General features: G+C 35.6%; 15 protein-coding genes and 1 pseudogene. 3 read left to right on the top strand and 13 right to left on the bottom strand.

Translation table 11 applies throughout. From position 1 onward, the window contains the following. A pseudogene (locus H8718_RS18160) lies at positions 1-144 on the top strand (IS30-like element ISEnfa364 family transposase); the annotation flags it as partial. 466 nt (positions 145-610) lie between these two features. Here the strand turns inward: H8718_RS18160 and H8718_RS18155 are convergent. From H8718_RS18155 to H8718_RS18145, 3 genes are read right to left on the bottom strand one after another with little or no spacing between them, the layout of a single operon-like run. Beyond that, positions 611-1,483 (bottom strand): sugar phosphate isomerase/epimerase family protein, encoded by an 873-nt coding sequence (locus H8718_RS18155; RefSeq protein WP_249334337.1) that lies wholly within the window; start codon positions 1,481-1,483, stop codon positions 611-613. Positions 1,484-1,494: 11 nt separating this feature from the next. After that, complete coding sequence (locus tag H8718_RS18150; RefSeq protein ID WP_249334335.1) at positions 1,495-2,556, bottom strand: Gfo/Idh/MocA family protein; 1,062 nt, start codon at positions 2,554-2,556, stop codon at positions 1,495-1,497. Positions 2,557-2,568: 12 nt separating this feature from the next. Next, positions 2,569-3,414: a sugar phosphate isomerase/epimerase family protein gene (locus H8718_RS18145; RefSeq protein WP_249334333.1), complete on the bottom strand. Its 846-nt coding sequence runs from the start codon at positions 3,412-3,414 to the stop codon at positions 2,569-2,571. Positions 3,415-3,556: 142 nt separating this feature from the next. Between H8718_RS18145 and H8718_RS18140 the strand changes: the two genes are divergently transcribed. Next, on the top strand, positions 3,557-4,375 hold the full coding sequence (locus H8718_RS18140) for an AraC family transcriptional regulator (protein ID WP_249334331.1): 819 nt from the start codon (positions 3,557-3,559) through the stop codon (positions 4,373-4,375). 76 nt (positions 4,376-4,451) lie between these two features. Beyond that, a complete protein-coding gene (locus H8718_RS18135; protein ID WP_249334329.1) occupies positions 4,452-5,705 on the top strand; it encodes a DUF4041 domain-containing protein in 1,254 nt (417 codons plus the stop codon). A gap of 27 nt (positions 5,706-5,732) precedes the next feature. Here H8718_RS18135 and H8718_RS18130 read toward each other — a convergent pair whose 3' ends face one another. From H8718_RS18130 to H8718_RS18085, 10 genes are all read right to left on the bottom strand, one after another. After that, on the bottom strand, positions 5,733-6,287 hold the full coding sequence (locus tag H8718_RS18130) for a GNAT family N-acetyltransferase (RefSeq protein WP_249334328.1): 555 nt from the start codon (positions 6,285-6,287) through the stop codon (positions 5,733-5,735). Positions 6,288-7,006: 719 nt separating this feature from the next. Further along, positions 7,007-7,690 carry an endonuclease/exonuclease/phosphatase family protein gene (locus H8718_RS18125; RefSeq protein ID WP_249334326.1) on the bottom strand — a complete coding sequence of 228 codons (684 nt, stop codon included), beginning with the start codon at positions 7,688-7,690 and terminating at the stop codon, positions 7,007-7,009. Positions 7,691-7,866: 176 nt separating this feature from the next. Further along, on the bottom strand, positions 7,867-8,541 hold the full coding sequence (locus H8718_RS18120; protein ID WP_249334324.1) for a response regulator transcription factor: 675 nt from the start codon (positions 8,539-8,541) through the stop codon (positions 7,867-7,869). Positions 8,542-8,553: 12 nt separating this feature from the next. After that, positions 8,554-9,711: a sensor histidine kinase gene (locus H8718_RS18115; RefSeq protein WP_249334323.1), complete on the bottom strand. Its 1,158-nt coding sequence runs from the start codon at positions 9,709-9,711 to the stop codon at positions 8,554-8,556. Positions 9,712-9,816: 105 nt separating this feature from the next. Continuing rightward, on the bottom strand, positions 9,817-10,053 hold the full coding sequence (locus H8718_RS18110; protein ID WP_249334321.1) for a hypothetical protein: 237 nt from the start codon (positions 10,051-10,053) through the stop codon (positions 9,817-9,819). A 106-nt stretch (positions 10,054-10,159) separates the two neighbouring features. Then, on the bottom strand, positions 10,160-11,188 hold the full coding sequence (locus H8718_RS18105; protein ID WP_249334318.1) for an ABC transporter substrate-binding protein: 1,029 nt from the start codon (positions 11,186-11,188) through the stop codon (positions 10,160-10,162). Between the two features lie 21 nt (positions 11,189-11,209). Continuing rightward, on the bottom strand, positions 11,210-12,001 hold the full coding sequence (locus tag H8718_RS18100; protein ID WP_249334316.1) for an ABC transporter ATP-binding protein: 792 nt from the start codon (positions 11,999-12,001) through the stop codon (positions 11,210-11,212). Further along, positions 11,977-12,735: an ABC transporter permease gene (locus H8718_RS18095; RefSeq protein WP_249334314.1), complete on the bottom strand. Its 759-nt coding sequence runs from the start codon at positions 12,733-12,735 to the stop codon at positions 11,977-11,979. Before H8718_RS18095 ends, H8718_RS18100 begins: the two co-directional genes overlap by 25 nt. 189 nt (positions 12,736-12,924) lie before the next feature. Next, positions 12,925-14,229, bottom strand: a complete 1,305-nt coding sequence (locus tag H8718_RS18090; protein WP_249334312.1) for a sialidase family protein — start codon at positions 14,227-14,229, stop codon at positions 12,925-12,927. Between the two features lie 341 nt (positions 14,230-14,570). Continuing rightward, positions 14,571-15,401, bottom strand: a complete 831-nt coding sequence (locus H8718_RS18085) for an alpha/beta hydrolase (RefSeq protein WP_249334310.1) — start codon at positions 15,399-15,401, stop codon at positions 14,571-14,573. Positions 15,402-15,567: the final 166 nt, after the last annotated feature.

The raw sequence follows: 15,567 nt of genomic DNA, 5'->3' as shown, positions 1-15,567 counted from the left end.
TTTCCTAAAAGTATGGATATAACGGATACTCCCGATAATGTCATTCAAGAAAAAGTATTAGAGTTAAATAAACGACCTCGTAAATGCTTAAACTGGAAAACACCCTATGAAGTATATTATGAAAAGGTATTGCACTTAACTTGACAATTCGCCCTCCAAAAAACCAAGCATTTCTAGGGTCAAGTATAGGTACTCCTTCAAATGAAGTCGGTACCTCTTCTGATATCTCTAATTCTTGTGCTAACAAAGAAAGAATCCGAATACGTTTTTCATCTGTAATGTGCTTATTAAAACAACCAAAAATTGAAAAAGGACAAATATCTTCTAGTCGTTCTTCTTCAATCCTAAAAGGAAATCTCATATCTATTTTTTTAAATACTTCTTCTAATAAAATAAGTAAACCTTGTCTATTATTTTTATATCTTAATAATTTATTTGCAAGCTCTGGATAAAATTTAGTCCATTGAAATACTTCTTTTTCACTCACTTAAAATACCTCCTTTAAATAATTCATCTATATCATAACAAATAATTTAAATATTTTATACAAAAATAGCCTAAATCCCCCTTTTGGGTGAAACTTAGGCTATTTCCATCATTCTCTTATACTTTAAGCATTACTTATATAACGTCTTAAATTTTCCAGTCCAATTTGAATACCTTTTATGGGATCTTCCATCCCTTCAAACTCAATAGCCATATACCCATCATATCCTACTGATTTTAGAATACTTATACACTGCTGCACTGGTACATGTCCATGCCCAATAATCATCCCTCTTAAGTAGTTTCCACCTCTTGTTTTAAAGAAACCAGCTCCAGGATTTATACCGCTACCACTTTTTACAAGAAAATCTTTAGCATGAGCATAGAAAGCATAAGGTGCTACCCTACTTACGGCCTGCACAGGGTCTTCATCTACACATAGAAAATTCCCCATATCTACTAATAAACCAAAGTTTGGATGAGCAACCGCATTAACGAGCTTTTCTACACGCTCACTATCTTGGCAGAAAAAGCCATGATTTTCTACAGTGGTCCTGATTCCTTTACTTTCTGCATAAATTGTCACCTCCCTGCATCCTTCTACTAGTCTAGGTAGAGCCTCATTAAAGCCTCTATAACCTCTATCCCCCTGATTGTAGCCTCTTGTGGCATCGTGCCTAACAATTTTGGCACCTAATACCTGGGCAAAGTTTATCATCTCTTTTACACGCTTAATCTCTGCTTTTAGATCTCCCCCACTTCCATAAAGGAAATCTGCTCCAAAAGTAAAGCTTGATATAGGCATCTTAACGCGGTTAGCTTCCTTAGCCAGCTGGTGTACATATTCTTCTTTCGTATTCCCATCATGGGGGATTATCTCTACGAGTTCAATAGCATCAAAGCCCATTTCCTTAGCCTTACCTATGCAATCGAGTTGTGTTAATGTTCCATTTCCTATTAGTCTTGAAAAACTATAGCTACTTACAGATACTTTCATTGAGGTTCTCCTTATTCAATAATCACTTCATGCCCTGTTCTGGCAGATTCATAAATGGCATCGAGTATAGTCATAATCTCAATACCATGCTCTGCTGGAGAAATACACTGAGTCTCACCTTTAACACAATCTACAAAGTGATTGATTTCATTATCAAATAAGCCATCAAAATCTAACGCTGTCTTAGCAGCAAGCTGAACGTCTACCATGTAGTCATTGATTTCTGTGTACATTTCAAGTTCTGGACTTAATTTTGCTCCACCTTTTGTACCAAACAGTTCAATAATTCCTTCATCCTTCTTAATATTTAAACTAAAACTTGCTTCTATAGACACCACTGCACCATTATCATATCGAATCATGGCTGTAGCTAAATCTTCTACATCACAAACATCATGATTTGTTTTCTCCATTGAACAGTATCCTGTACCGCCTTTGATGTTTTTTCTATCAAAAAGTTTTTGGAAGGTAGCGCCATAAACTGAGACAGGCTTAGGATTATCCATAAGGAATCTTGTAAGGTCAATAACGTGTACACCTAAGTCAATTAATGGACCACCACCAGAGCGTGATTTATCTCCAAACCACCCTCCTGGATTGCCCTTTCTTCTTAAGTAAGTAGCCTTGGCATAATAAATATCTCCTAAGAAATCTGTGCTCTGATAATCCTTAATAATGTTAGCATCATTTCCAAAGCGTCTCACAAAGCCAATCATTAAGAGTTTGCCCGCCTCATCAGCAGCCTTTTTCATAGCTCTTGCTTCTTCCGCATTCATAGCCATTGGTTTCTCACAAATAACATGCTTACCTGCTTTAAGGGCTGCAATAGAACAAGGTGCATGGGCACTATTCCATGTACATACACTGACTGCATCTAGTTCTTCAAGTTTTAGCATTTCATTCATATCTGTATAAATACGTGAAACCTTATATTTTTCTCCTACTGCTTTTACACGTTCCTCATTAATATCACAAAGTGCATAAAGCTCTACATCTGGATTTTTCAAATACCCCTGTATATGTAAATGACTAATACTTCCTGTTCCAATAATACCTACTTTAATTTTACTCATTTTGCTTTCCCCCTATCCTCTTAACATATGATTTAAGAAATCAACAGCCAATTTAATATCTGCTTCAGGATTGTCTCCAACTTCTCTTTCAATGGTTAAGAATCCCTTGTAGCCAATATCCGTAAGGGCCTGTAAATACTTTTTAAAGTCTACATCCCCTTGCCCAAGTGGCAGTTCTATAAAGGCTTTACCTTCTTGAATGGTTTCTTCTACCAAACCATAAATAACCTCAGGGTCTTTAATCAGTAGGCGTCTACCATCTTTAGCATGTGTATGAACAATATAATCTTTTAGTGTATAAACAGCTTGAACAGGATCATCCCCTGTTACCATGACTAAGTTGGCTGGGTCTAGATTAACCGCTACCCCTTTTGAACCTAATGTATCTAGGAAGTTTCTTAGTGTAAGAGCAGTCTCAGGACCTGTTTCAATAGCAAAATGTGCTTTAAGTTCATCCGCATACTGGCTTAACTCAAAACAAGCTTCCTGCATAATTTTATAGCGATCGTGATTAGGATCTTGTGGGATTACGCCAATATGTGTCGTCACTATAGAAGTCTCTAAGTCTTTAGCTAAGTCTAAAATCCTCTTAGATTTTTCAATATTAACTTTATTTTTAAGAGGATCTCCAAAGCCTTGCCCTAAGTCTCCACACAGTGCAGAGATTTCAAGCCCATGATCCTTTACACGATTTAGAAACTCTTTTCTTTTTGAAGGCGTTAAATTTTCTGGAGACATGTCTCCATGTGTTGAATAAACTTGTATACCCTTTACTCCCATGTTTTCAGCTTTTTTTAAGGCGGTTTGCATATCTGTTCTAAATGAGTCAATAATGACACCTATTGGAAATCTATTCATACGAGCCTCCTATTTTTTAAAATTGACTTTATAGTCAAATAATTTATACTTTAATTATACTTTTACCTCAAAAAAAGTACATATATCAGATTGATACATCTTTATCTTATATTGCTCTTTTACATTAAACAGGAGGTATATCATGATTCATTCTTTTTACGAAAATCATAATCATCTTGACCCTGATTTCTCTATTATCTTTCACCCTAACTTTCTTAGTAACAGCACCCCATTTAATGACATGATGCACTGGCATGAAAGCCTTGAAATGATCTATCTTATAGAAGGGAAATGCCATGTAGTATGTGGACCTAACAAAGTACTTGCTACACCTGGTGACCTCGTTCTCATTAATGCCAACGATCTACATAAATTCGAGGCCATGAGTGAACATACCCATTACTACTGCCTTATTATCCATTCCTCCCTTTATGAAAGCTTAGGGCTAGATACCTTAAATCTCTCATTTGAAAATAAGATTACCAATTCTAAGTGCATTGAAATTTTTAATCAGATTATTTATGAGATGACACATCAAGATACAGCCTATAAAGTAGCTGTTAAAGGGCTTATCGCTAACCTATTAGTAGAACTCATACGGCACCATATCTTACAAGATACTAACCTCCTTGTCCTAGGTCAGAGTAACAAAAAAATAAACTTAGTTAAAAATGCTATCCAGTACATACAAAAGCATTATCGAAACAATATAACGATAGATGATATTTGTTCAAGTATCGGATTTAGCAAATATTACTTCTGCCGTACCTTTAAGGAGATTACCAACAAAACAGCTACTGATTATATCAATTATCTACGCTGCCAGTATGCTCAGAAATTGCTTCGTTCAGGTGATTATAATGTGAGTGAAAGTTGTGAACTAGCAGGGTTTAGTAGCTTACCCTACTTCTCTAGAATTTATAAAAAGTATATGGGCTATCCCCCTTCAATTGAAAAATAAATCCCCTTCTATTCTTGATTTCCAAATCTTTCATTTTATGTTAAGATGAAAACATATTACTAAAGGAGTTGTGTGAATGGGAATATTAGATTTTCTTACTGCAAAAAAATATAAAGATGACAAAAACTCACCAACGGAAGAAATCCAATACCTCCACTTAAAAGATGAGTTAAAACGACTAAATGATAAAAGAGATGCCCTCTCACGTACTTGCTTGGAGCTCGATACGAGATTAAATCAATTAAAGTACACTGTATCTGAACTTGAGGATACCCTAAGTATCCAGTCCTATGGTTTTCATGAAACCAAATATGGCTTTGAAAATTCAACGCTTTATAAAAATAAATTAGCTGAAGTTAGGGATCAGCAAAAACAATTAATCAAAAATAAGACGGCTACTCATCACAATCCGGAAAAAGAATTTATTCTGGATACTATAAAACTTACATTACGTACATTTAACAGTGAATGTGAAAATATTATTACAAAAGCCAAACACAGCAATTTAGAAGCCTCTGAAAAACGTATTCATAAAGTTTTTGATGAGATTAATAACCTAACACATATGCAGGAAGTCTCCCTAAGCAAGGAGTACTTAAACTTAAAAATTGCTGAACTTTATCTTAAACATGAATATGAATTTAAAAAGCACCAAGAAAAAGAAGAACAAGCAGTCATTAAAGATCGCCTAAAAGAAGAAGCTAAAACATTAAAAGAACTTGAAAGTACCAGAAAAAAACTTGAGAAGGATGAACTCCGTTTTCAAAATACGATCAATGAAGTGCATACTAAATTAGAAAGTGCTACTGAAAGTGAGCAAGCTAAACTCCTTAAGAAGTTAACGGATACAGAAGCTAAACTAAAAGCGCTCACACAGACTAAACAAGATATCCTAAGTAGAGAACAAAATGTAACTACTGGCTACGTATACATCATTTCCAATATGGGTTCATTTGGTGAGGATGTGTATAAAATCGGTATGACAAGAAAGCTAGACCCAGAAGAAAGTATCAAAGAACTTAATGGTCTATCTGTTCCATTTAACTTTGATATTCATGCTATGATTTTTTCAGAAGATGCCATAGCCCTTGAAAAGAAACTACATAAAAGATTTAGCAAAAACCAGCTTAATAAAGTTAATGCCACAAAAAACTTTTTTAAAGTGCCTCTTAGTGAAATAGAAGATTTCCTTCAAACAGAATGTCATATCTCTGTAGAACTTATACCATCAGCTGATGCTGAAGAATATAGAAAATCTTGTTCACCCCAAAAAACTGCTATGATTAACTCACTCATTGTAGGTCATGTTATACCAACAGAAGAGCTCTAACCTTAAATCGAGGTTAGAGCTCTTTTTTTAATATAAGCTTTTCATCAATATATACCTTCTTAGGCCGCCATACTTGAGCTTATCTTTTTTCACTTCATAGCCTAATTTCAAAAAGTTATTAACACTAAAAGTATTATAAGGTGAAGCTGTGGCGCATAGAATAGGTGTCTGTTTTTCTTTTGCAATCTCTTCTAGAAGGCTACACATCCTATACTGTAGGTTATTCCCTCTATAATCCGCTTTAACAAGTACAGTATCTACTTGCCCCACTTTTAGCAATTCTTCTCCTTCTAGCCCTACATCATAACCGTAATTAGATGGACTATAACCTCTTTTTAAATAAATAGCTAAGGCTGCTAATTCATTCTCTTCTGTAACATATCCTAAAAGGACTCCTTCTGTGCTAAAATGACTTTGTATTTCTTCTCTGCCTGATGGCACATAGAGCTGCTTATCTTCTAAACCCTCTACAATCTCATCTTGTAACGCCATAATCTGATCTATATCTTCAAAAGTGAGTCTTTTTAAAGTGAGTTTTACAAGCTCACCATCTTTTCTTTTTGCTTGTATACTTTGATTCATATCATAATACTCCTACTTCTTTTTAGCTCTATTATAAATAGAACTTAGGCATAATAGCAATTCCTGTACAAACTTTAATATTTAGGATTTATTTAAATTTTCTTTGAAAAAGTTGAAGAATTTTCACTACATCGGACTATATAGTATATGTAAGATGCAAAACACATCCTAGGTAGTAGAAGCATCCTACATTTCGTAAGCTAATAGCTCACTTACTATTTCCCCCTTCTAGTAAGAAAGCTTTCTAGCCTACACCCCTATAGGCTTATGTCGTGGCAGCAAGGTCTATAAGGTTCAATTTTTATAGCACTTACCCTTCATAAAGATCTCCGGCAAAAGGATCTGGATGCGTACGCCTATCTAACGGCAGCCCATATGTCCCTCGGTGCTACCTCCCATCTAGCCTTTATATATGCACTGGCATCCCTGTAAACGGCAGTTGCGGATCATACCCACCTCGGTACCCATGGCGCACTTTAAGAAAAGCTACCTCTTCCAAACCTTAGTCCTATTTACTTATGAAGACTAAGTTGCTTAAATCTTTGCCACACCTAAAAAGCCGAGCCTATACAGTATTTTAAAGGGGGACTGCATGGTGCTTGGCTTTTGGTGTTCTTTATTAAAACTTTCCAAGCATATAAAAAAGCTGACCTTATTGGTCAGCTTTTTTATATGCTTGTTCTAACAATCCTTCTATACTTATTATCAACTAACATGATTTAGTAGCTTACATCTACCCATAGCATACAGTGATCAGAGTAATTATTCTTCACCATACCCACTTCATTAATATGTAAATTTTTACTCAAAATAATATTATCAAGCTGATGTGTTACGCAGTCTTCCCCTGGGAAGGTATCATGCCACACTCCATTATGCCCATTAGCAATTTGGTAATCCTCTAAAAATAGCTCAAACTCACCTCTATCTTCTATATTAAAATCACCTGTTACGATTTTAAATTCAGCCTTATCCTCATCTAACAGACGTTTTAAATAAGCCATTTGATCTTTTCTTGTCTTGGTATCTTCAAAACTAAGATGTGTATTATAGAAAGAACCTGTGTGTTCTCCTATTTTAATACTGATTTTTTGATAAATCCTCTGCTCAAAACCATTACTTTCTAAAAGCTCAAATGTAACATCTAGAGTAGGCATATTCACTAAGCATCCTAGCCCATAGGCTCCCCCATCAAAGTCTATCGCCTTATGAAAAGCCGAAAAAGTTGTCTCCTTACTTTTAAGAGCCTCAATCTGATTAACTTGTTGGCTTCTCCCTGTCTTATTATCTACTTCCTGTACCCCTAATACATCAATTTCTTGTTCATCAATCACCTTTGAAAGTAATCCTAAATCCTGATGGCAGTATTGTCCTGCTGCAATATTATAAGTTGCAATTTTCATGCTATCCCTTTCCTTCCTCAATATCTATTTTCTTCTTTATTATACTACTGTATACTATAAAAAATAGAGCTAATCAATAAAACCCTTTTCATTCCCCCAATTTTTTATTTCCCATAACTATTTTATTCTCACTCTAAGCTCATTAATCATACCGCTTAAGTACTTGTTTAAGCCTATTAAAATAAATGTGAAATTCTTAGATTATGAATCATCTCCACAATCTCTTTAGTTCGCGTACAACCAAATTTCTTCAGCAAGCTTTTAATCTGTGTTTTCACCGTCACGACCTCTACGTATCTAAGCTGAGCAATCTGTGCTACTTTATGTCCTTGAAGTAAAAGTTTTACAAGTTCTCTTTCTGTGGGTGTCAGTTTGGAAATGGTCTGAATAAAGTACAGTAAACTCCTCTCAGAGGTGTGTAGGCGTGTAAATTCCTGCATAATCTTCTTTTGAAATCTCATCTCTAATATAGGCTCATCCTCATAAGCACATCTTATATGATGAAGAAGTTTCTCCTCCTCACAGCCTTTAACTACATAATCTACAGCCCCTGTTGCCATAGCTGTAATCACCATATCATCTGTTTCATGTGCTGTTAGAAAAATAATTTTAATCTCTGGATAATCAAAATGGATATGTTCTGCTGCCACAATGCCTGAGTTGATTTTCTCCATTTCAATATCCATTAAAATAAGGTCTGGTTGCACCTCATGAGCCAACTTTTCTATCTCTTTTCCAGAACATGCCTCCCCTATTAAGCACATATCTTGTTGCTTTCTAATAAGTTCTGCCAAGTCTTCGCGAATCAGGTCAAAGTCTTCTGCCACCATTACCTTTATACATTCCCCCATAGTCTACCTCCCTTAAGTGTTCTCACTAAACTTAGGTAATAAAATAAACATGTGCGTTCCTTCATTTTCTATGCTTTCTACACGCAAGCTGCCTAAATGCCCCTTTATAATTTTCTTTACATAGTACAGCCCCATTCCCCAGTTATAATTCGTATTTTTACTTGTAAAAAAGGGATCAAAGATTTTCCCTAGCTTTTCTTTAGACAGACCCTTGCCATTATCCCGTACTTCAATTACGGTATATAGTCGTTCACTATAAGTAATCAGTTCTACTTTTGCCTCATCTTCATGTGCCTCTACTGCTGCCTCATACCCATTGGTAAGAAGATTATAAATCGCTTCACTCAAATGGACTTCATCTGCAAGCACCATCTCTTGGGTTTTAAGGTTAACCTGAACCTCATATTCTGGATACTTCTCATGAAACTTGATAAGAGCTAACTGTACAGGCTGCGTAATTGAAATAGGCATAAGATACATGGCGTTGTTCTTAATGGATTTATAAAGCTCCTCCATATGCCTAAGCATGCCTTCATTCAGTTCATTGAGCCGCCTTGTATAGCCTTTGAGTTTCTCCAAATCTGGCTCAGGTTCTTCTAAAAGTTCTATGATTTTTTTATTGACCACTCTATTGGCTAGAAGCTGATTCTTCATGCTATGTACAAAAACTGTAGCCCCCATATTACTTGTATCAAACTTATGTTGTAAAAGGACTTCATTTTTCTCATCTAGCCTTTTCACCTGAGTATAATGGGCTATGCTAAAACTCCCTAATAAAATAAAGAAAATGCCACAGCAAGTTAGTCCAATCCACCCAAAGGTAGACATGGCTGAAGTGGTATAGCTTATCCCTCTAATCCACATATAATCTACACCATAGGTCTGATAAATTTGAGCTGGGTCTTGAATACAATAAAGACTATATAACAAGGTAATACTTAAATAAGATAAAATCACCCATCTGAAGTGACGTTTACAAAAAGGAATGGTAATACTTCTATATTCAATAAGTAGTACGGTAATAGCACTAACAATACATAAACTAATCCATGCAAAGGCTAGTTTAATCATAAAAGCTTGCAAAAAGTATCGTCCGCGTACCACTTCTCTAAAAACTTTGGGATAATAGTAAATGAGCCAAAAAACTGTTGGCAGTATAAGCCACTTCATATATGGGAGTCTCTTCCTGATAGCTGGCACCATGGAATAATGCATGGCCGTGCTCAGAAGGATGATAGGAAAGGTAAAGCGCCCTATTGCAACCATATATCCTAATCAATCTAGGCTAATAGGTAAATATTGCAGTTTCACTTGAATACTTGGAATTAAAAAGAGAAAAAAGCGTTGAGATTGGGAAAAGCCTCCCGATTTTGCAATATAAATGATAATACCAATAAACATAATAATAAAACTTAAACATAATCCAAACAGTAAAAAAGAAATACTATCTTTTTTTACACAAATTACATAAAGACAGACAATAGCCATTAAAATCATAATAAGGATAAGCATACTTCCTCCTATGTTGCTTATGTTCTCTTAATTTTATCACAAAATTCTAAATAATAAAAGAGTATGACTCTTAAGTCATACTCTCTTCTTATAAACTTTATAATCTTTATTTATAGCTACTTGTTGCCTCTTCCATAATATCAAACATCACATAATCTTCAACAGGTACTGGTTCTGGAATTCTACCTGCATTAATGAAGACTTGTTGCTGACTTTCATAATACTTCTTAATGGTACCATCTTCTAAGCTAGCTTTAATTTCTTCCCCTGTTAGCCATTTCGCTCCATTCTTTGTATCTAGGATAGTAGCTTCATCAGCTTCTATGAGCTTCGCTACTGCCTTGCAAATCTCTTCAATATGAGGATTTCTATAATCCTGTGCTTTTAAGAGTGCTTTTGCAAAGCGTACTAAAATATCTTTATTTTCTTTAGCATATTTATCTGTGGTAATATAACCACTTGCAAAAGTAGCTTGTTCTAAGAAGTCTTCATTGCCTGCTAAAGTAATACAGCTATCACCCATTTGATTCATAATGGTTGTAGAACTTGGTTCCCATGTTGCACAAGCATCTATACTGCCTCCAACCATAGCAGATACCATACCGGAAGCTTCCATTTGAATAATCTCTAGGTCTTTTTGCGTCATCCCTGCTTTTTCAAGGGCTAAATTTAAAATAATTTCTGAAGAAGTTCCTGCTTGAACAGCCACTTTCTTTCCTTTTAAATCTTCTATCCTGCTAACCCCTTTATCTTTATTGGCTAATACAACATCCGATAAACTTAAGGCATCAATAGCAAAAACTTTAGCTTCCCCTTCAATACAAAGTGCATGTGCACCATGCCCAATCTGAGCAATTTGAATATCCCCAGAAGCAAGGGCAGCAATTTCTGCAGGACCTCCTGCAAATTGTACAAGCTCTATATCTAGACCATATTCTTCAAAATAACCTTGCTCAATACCTGATACAACTGCTGAAGCACTTCCCATATTAGGCATATAAGCTACGCGTACCTTATCAGGTGTTTTATTCCCTGCCTCACCTGCCTGTGCCCCTGTACTTTGACTTGGTGTACATCCTACAGCCATACTCATTGTTAATAAACCCATTAAGGCTAATTTAAAGATTTTCCTCATACTTTTTCCCCCTCTATCCTTCTACTTTCTCACTGCTAGATACTCCTCATAAACCTGACCCCAGATGTAATTTTTAAGTTCTAAAAATTCTTGTGACATTTTGGTTTCTTGTGTTCTTGGATAAGGAATATTCACCTCAACAATTTCCTTAATACGCCCTGGTCTTGCACTCATAATGACTACACGTTGTGCCAAGATAATGGCTTCCTCTACATCATGTGTAATAAAGAAACAAGTCTTTTGCTCTCTCTCCCAAGTCTGTAAAAGCTCACTTTGAAGCTGTGTTCTTGTCTGTGCATCTAAAGCACCAAAAGGTTCATCCATTAAAAGAACTTCTGGATTTACTGCATAAGCTCTGGCTATAGCTACCCTTTGTTTCATCCCTCCAGATAGCTCTTTAGGATAACTTTTTGCAAAGCTACTTAGTCCTACTATGTCTAAGTATTTTGCTGTTTCTTTTTGAACATCTTCTCGCTTCATGCCTCTTAGTTTAAGCCCAAAGGCAATATTCTTCTCTACCGTTAGCCAAGGGAAAAGGGCATATTGTTGAAAGACTACACCACGCTCTGTTCCTGGTCCATCTATAGGATTTCCATCTAAAAGAACATTACCTGAACTAGGTACATCTAAGCCTGCAATAATATTAAGTAAGGTTGACTTACCACAGCCCGAAGGTCCTACTACACATACAAATTCATTCTCTTTAATCTCTAGGTCTACACCGTTAAGCGCTACCACTTCATTTCCTCTTACATTGAAAACTTTTTTGACATGGTCAATCTTAACCTTTACTGTACATGAGTCTCCTGCCATCCTGTGAGCCTCCTTTCAAGAAATCTAACGAATTTCTCCATAGCCATTCCTATAATGCCTATAATAATAATACCAAGCAGTACCGTTCCCATATCATAATTTCCACTTGCTGTTTGAATCATCATGCCAAGCCCCTTTGATGCACCTGTCAGTTCTGCAGCTACTAATGTGGTTAAGGCTGCGGATAAACCTAGTCTTGTACCCACTAAAATAAAGGGGGTAGAAGCTGGCATAACGACTTTAAAGAAAATATCTCTATCCGATGCTCCAAGTATTTTAGCTGCTTTAATCAGTGTAGCATCTACACTGCGTACACCTTGATAAATAGTTACCACTAATACTAAAAAAGAAGCAATAAAAATCACGGTTACCTTTGACCTTTCATCTACCCCTACCCCAACAATAATAAGGGGTATGTAAGCAAGTGGCGGTATATTTCTTACAAATTGTATCCAAGGCTCGATTAAACCTCTAACCGGTCTATACCATCCCATTAAAAAAGCTACTGGAATAGAGGCAATAAAAGCAAGAGAAAAACCTGCAATTACACGAAATAAGCTGTAGGAAATATGTAGCCATAAAGTTCCATCTGCTATTTTCTTAATACACTTTTCTATGACCTCTACAGGTGAAGCAAAAACAACCCCTGCCTCAGACATAGAAATAAGTTGCCACAAAACAATAGCTGTTACAAAAGAAATAAGAATCCATACCTTATCCGAAATCTTATTCATACCATCCCCCCCTAATGTATTCCCTAAAAACTTATCAAATAAATCTTTTATACTATTTATTATATATAAGTTTATTTTTTAAAAAAGTATGATTTTTTTTCATACCCCAAACTCTAATCTATTCTATTTTTATAAAATGTGCATTAAAAAAGGCACTTCTATAAGTGCCTTTTCTCTAAATCACCTTGATTATTCCTTAATCCAATCTAAGGTGAATTTTATAAATTCCATTTCCTTCATATCATCTCTGCCTTCGTAAAGCATACCTATTGTTCCATCCTGTAAAACAGCCATACTATTATAAACAAAATCATCTTCTTTAATGACTTTTGCATAAGGGAAAGTTTGGCCACCATCTTCACTTAATCTCACTGTACCTTTTTTACGTTCTTTCTCATTACCTGGATTAGCAAATAAAATGCGCTCTTTTCCATCTCCTAAGTCTGGATACTTAATGAGTGAAGACTGACAAGTCGGATCTTCAAACTCATCTACCCATTCTACCTGGCTCCAAGTCATACCCCCATCTTCACTATAAGCTCTAGCTGTACGTTTTTGCCTATCATGGTTCCTCATCATATACAGTAATCTACCATCATTTAATTCTACAACTTGAGATTCAGTTAAACATGCTTCATAGTCTAAAAGTGTACGAGCTTCTACAGCTTCTCCTTTATAAAGGCGCCCATCATTTGGTGAATTGCCTCTTGTCCAAGTTTGACCATGGTCATCACTTATGATTAAACAGCAAGACATCGTCCATCCCACAGCATTGGTATGATTAGAAAAGTAAATCGGTACAACTAATCTTCCTTTATACTTTTCTGTCGTCATTTGAATACCTACGCCAGGTCCAGGCCCTATAAATTTCATCCACTCTTCTTTAACTTGTCCATTTAAATTAATGGGTTTAGACCAAGTTAATCCATCATCTTTACTATATACAACTTCTAAAAAGGATGTACGCTCTTCTAGTAATGGGCCTGTCCCTTTAAAAATATTACCGATTAACTCATCCTCTTTATAAACGTAGCCTGCTTCATCTACACGTAATGAGGTAGCTTCTCCCGATTCACTAGAGATCACGCCATCTCTTAGCACAAATCTGTTATTATGTACATCATAAAGGTAGCGATTGCCTTCCTTGTCTACCCCCTTGCCTGGCCTTGAATTCCATAAACCAACCCCTCCTGGTGTATGGCAATAAAATAACCATATAGTATCTGTATCAGCATCATATACCATAGAAGGGTCAATATCTCCTGCACCTTCACTTCTTCCTTCTCCTACACTTTCTACTGCTAGAATAGGTTCCTGCCAGGTTACACCATGATCTTCGCTTCTTCTTATCACTTTATCAATACGGTTAGGATTATCTGCAGGATCCGTATAACGAGCATCTGCACATGCTATAACTGTTCCTTTTTTTGTTACAATTAAGGATGGAATTCTATAATACTCTGCATCAAAAATTTGTTTGGAAAAAATTTTCATTTTTATCTCCTTTTTAACAGTATGTTTTAAATTATTATACTTATTTATACCTTAATTTTTACATACTTATATAATATTTTCAAGTTATTTATTTAATTTTATATACAAATTATACATTTAATTATCTACTACATACTGAAAATTTCTTTCATATTTCTAACTAACTAAAAAGACTGCCGTAAGCTTTTCCGACAGTCTTTTTAGCTATAAATTTATAAATCACTTAAGTTTTATCTCTACTATACAATGACCGTATTCTGATTCTACGCATTTTGTACATTCAAAGTTATTTGGTCTGTTGTATTTGACTTAGATGGATTTAGACTTTTTCTTCTCTATTTCTATAATTGATTCATCCATTCTATAGCTAATCTAAACCATGTTCCCACATGAGTATTAACGAGATAATCCGCATCTGGCTTAGCTGTTCTTTGATCACAAAGACTTAATCCATGTCCACCTTTTGGATAAATATGAAGTTCAAAAGGAATATTATATTTTTTAAGTGCCTGTGCAAAGAGCATGCTATTTTCTACAGGTACAGCTTGATCTTCAAAAGTATGCCAGATAAAAGCCGGTGGTGTAAGTTCACTTACTAAAACCTCTAGTGAAACCTTCTCTTTATCCATTTCATAAGACTCACCTAATAAGTTTCTAAAAGACCCTTCATGTGCAAAGGTCTCGCTTGTAATAACAGGATAGCCAAGTATCATAGCATTAGGCTTATTCTCTGCCTCCTTAAGCTCTAATGCATCTTGAATAAACTGCTCCTGCCAAGATACACCTAGGTGCCCTGCTAAGTGTCCTCCAGCTGAAAAACCACATACAATGATTTTATCTGTATCTACATGCCATATCTTTGCCATACGTCTTACATAAGCTACAGCCGCTGAAACTTCTAAAAGTTGCTGTGGATAATGACTAGGACTTACACTGTATCTTAATACAAAAGCATTATATCCTTCTGCTGCAAAAGCTAAAGCTACCGGCTCAGCTTCTCGATCTGATGTAAAGCCGTATCCATCTCCTGGGCATATAATAATACTTGGTCTTACTCTATCCATATCTACTTCAGGGCTATTATCTATCACATAAGTATGCAGTGTAGCACCTTGTTCATGGCTCCCTAGCCCTTTAAAAACTTGATTAAGTTCTATGCTTGTATGTAGCATATTATTTCCTCCTTAGAATGATCCAAAATCTTTAGCACTAATCCAAGTGATACTATGTCAAGAAATTAGACACTACAAACGGAGATTTTCTAGTTAACTAGCTTTCTTCTGTTTGTAGTATTCTTTTTCGTAAGCAATAGGTGTTTTATACCCTATTGTTCCATGA

The sequence above is a fragment of the Zhenhengia yiwuensis genome, from assembly GCF_014384995.1.
Classification (GTDB): domain Bacteria; phylum Bacillota; class Clostridia; order Lachnospirales; family Cellulosilyticaceae; genus Zhenhengia; species Zhenhengia yiwuensis.
The sequence above is the reverse complement of the archived record's forward strand: the minus strand, read 5'-3'. Positions and strand labels throughout refer to the sequence as shown.

Bases quoted from the DNA above. Each gene is read 5' to 3' on its own strand.
- H8718_RS18085 (WP_249334310.1), bottom strand. From the start codon at position 15,401: ATGCTACATACAAGCATAGAACTTAATCAAGTTTTTAAAGGGCTAGGG.
- H8718_RS18135 (WP_249334329.1), top strand. From the start codon at position 4,452: ATGGGAATATTAGATTTTCTTACTGCAAAAAAATATAAAGATGACAAA.
- H8718_RS18130 (WP_249334328.1), bottom strand. From the start codon at position 6,287: ATGAATCAAAGTATACAAGCAAAAAGAAAAGATGGTGAGCTTGTAAAA.
- H8718_RS18120 (WP_249334324.1), bottom strand. From the start codon at position 8,541: ATGGGGGAATGTATAAAGGTAATGGTGGCAGAAGACTTTGACCTGATT.
- H8718_RS18100 (WP_249334316.1), bottom strand. From the start codon at position 12,001: ATGGCAGGAGACTCATGTACAGTAAAGGTTAAGATTGACCATGTCAAA.
- H8718_RS18140 (WP_249334331.1), top strand. From the start codon at position 3,557: ATGATTCATTCTTTTTACGAAAATCATAATCATCTTGACCCTGATTTC.
- H8718_RS18090 (WP_249334312.1), bottom strand. From the start codon at position 14,229: ATGAAAATTTTTTCCAAACAAATTTTTGATGCAGAGTATTATAGAATT.
- H8718_RS18155 (WP_249334337.1), bottom strand. From the start codon at position 1,483: ATGAAAGTATCTGTAAGTAGCTATAGTTTTTCAAGACTAATAGGAAAT.
- H8718_RS18105 (WP_249334318.1), bottom strand. From the start codon at position 11,188: ATGAGGAAAATCTTTAAATTAGCCTTAATGGGTTTATTAACAATGAGT.
- H8718_RS18110 (WP_249334321.1), bottom strand. From the start codon at position 10,053: ATGCTTATCCTTATTATGATTTTAATGGCTATTGTCTGTCTTTATGTA.
- H8718_RS18150 (WP_249334335.1), bottom strand. From the start codon at position 2,556: ATGAGTAAAATTAAAGTAGGTATTATTGGAACAGGAAGTATTAGTCAT.
- H8718_RS18115 (WP_249334323.1), bottom strand. From the start codon at position 9,711: ATGAAGTGGCTTATACTGCCAACAGTTTTTTGGCTCATTTACTATTAT.
- H8718_RS18095 (WP_249334314.1), bottom strand. From the start codon at position 12,735: ATGAATAAGATTTCGGATAAGGTATGGATTCTTATTTCTTTTGTAACA.
- H8718_RS18145 (WP_249334333.1), bottom strand. From the start codon at position 3,414: ATGAATAGATTTCCAATAGGTGTCATTATTGACTCATTTAGAACAGAT.
- H8718_RS18125 (WP_249334326.1), bottom strand. From the start codon at position 7,690: ATGAAAATTGCAACTTATAATATTGCAGCAGGACAATACTGCCATCAG.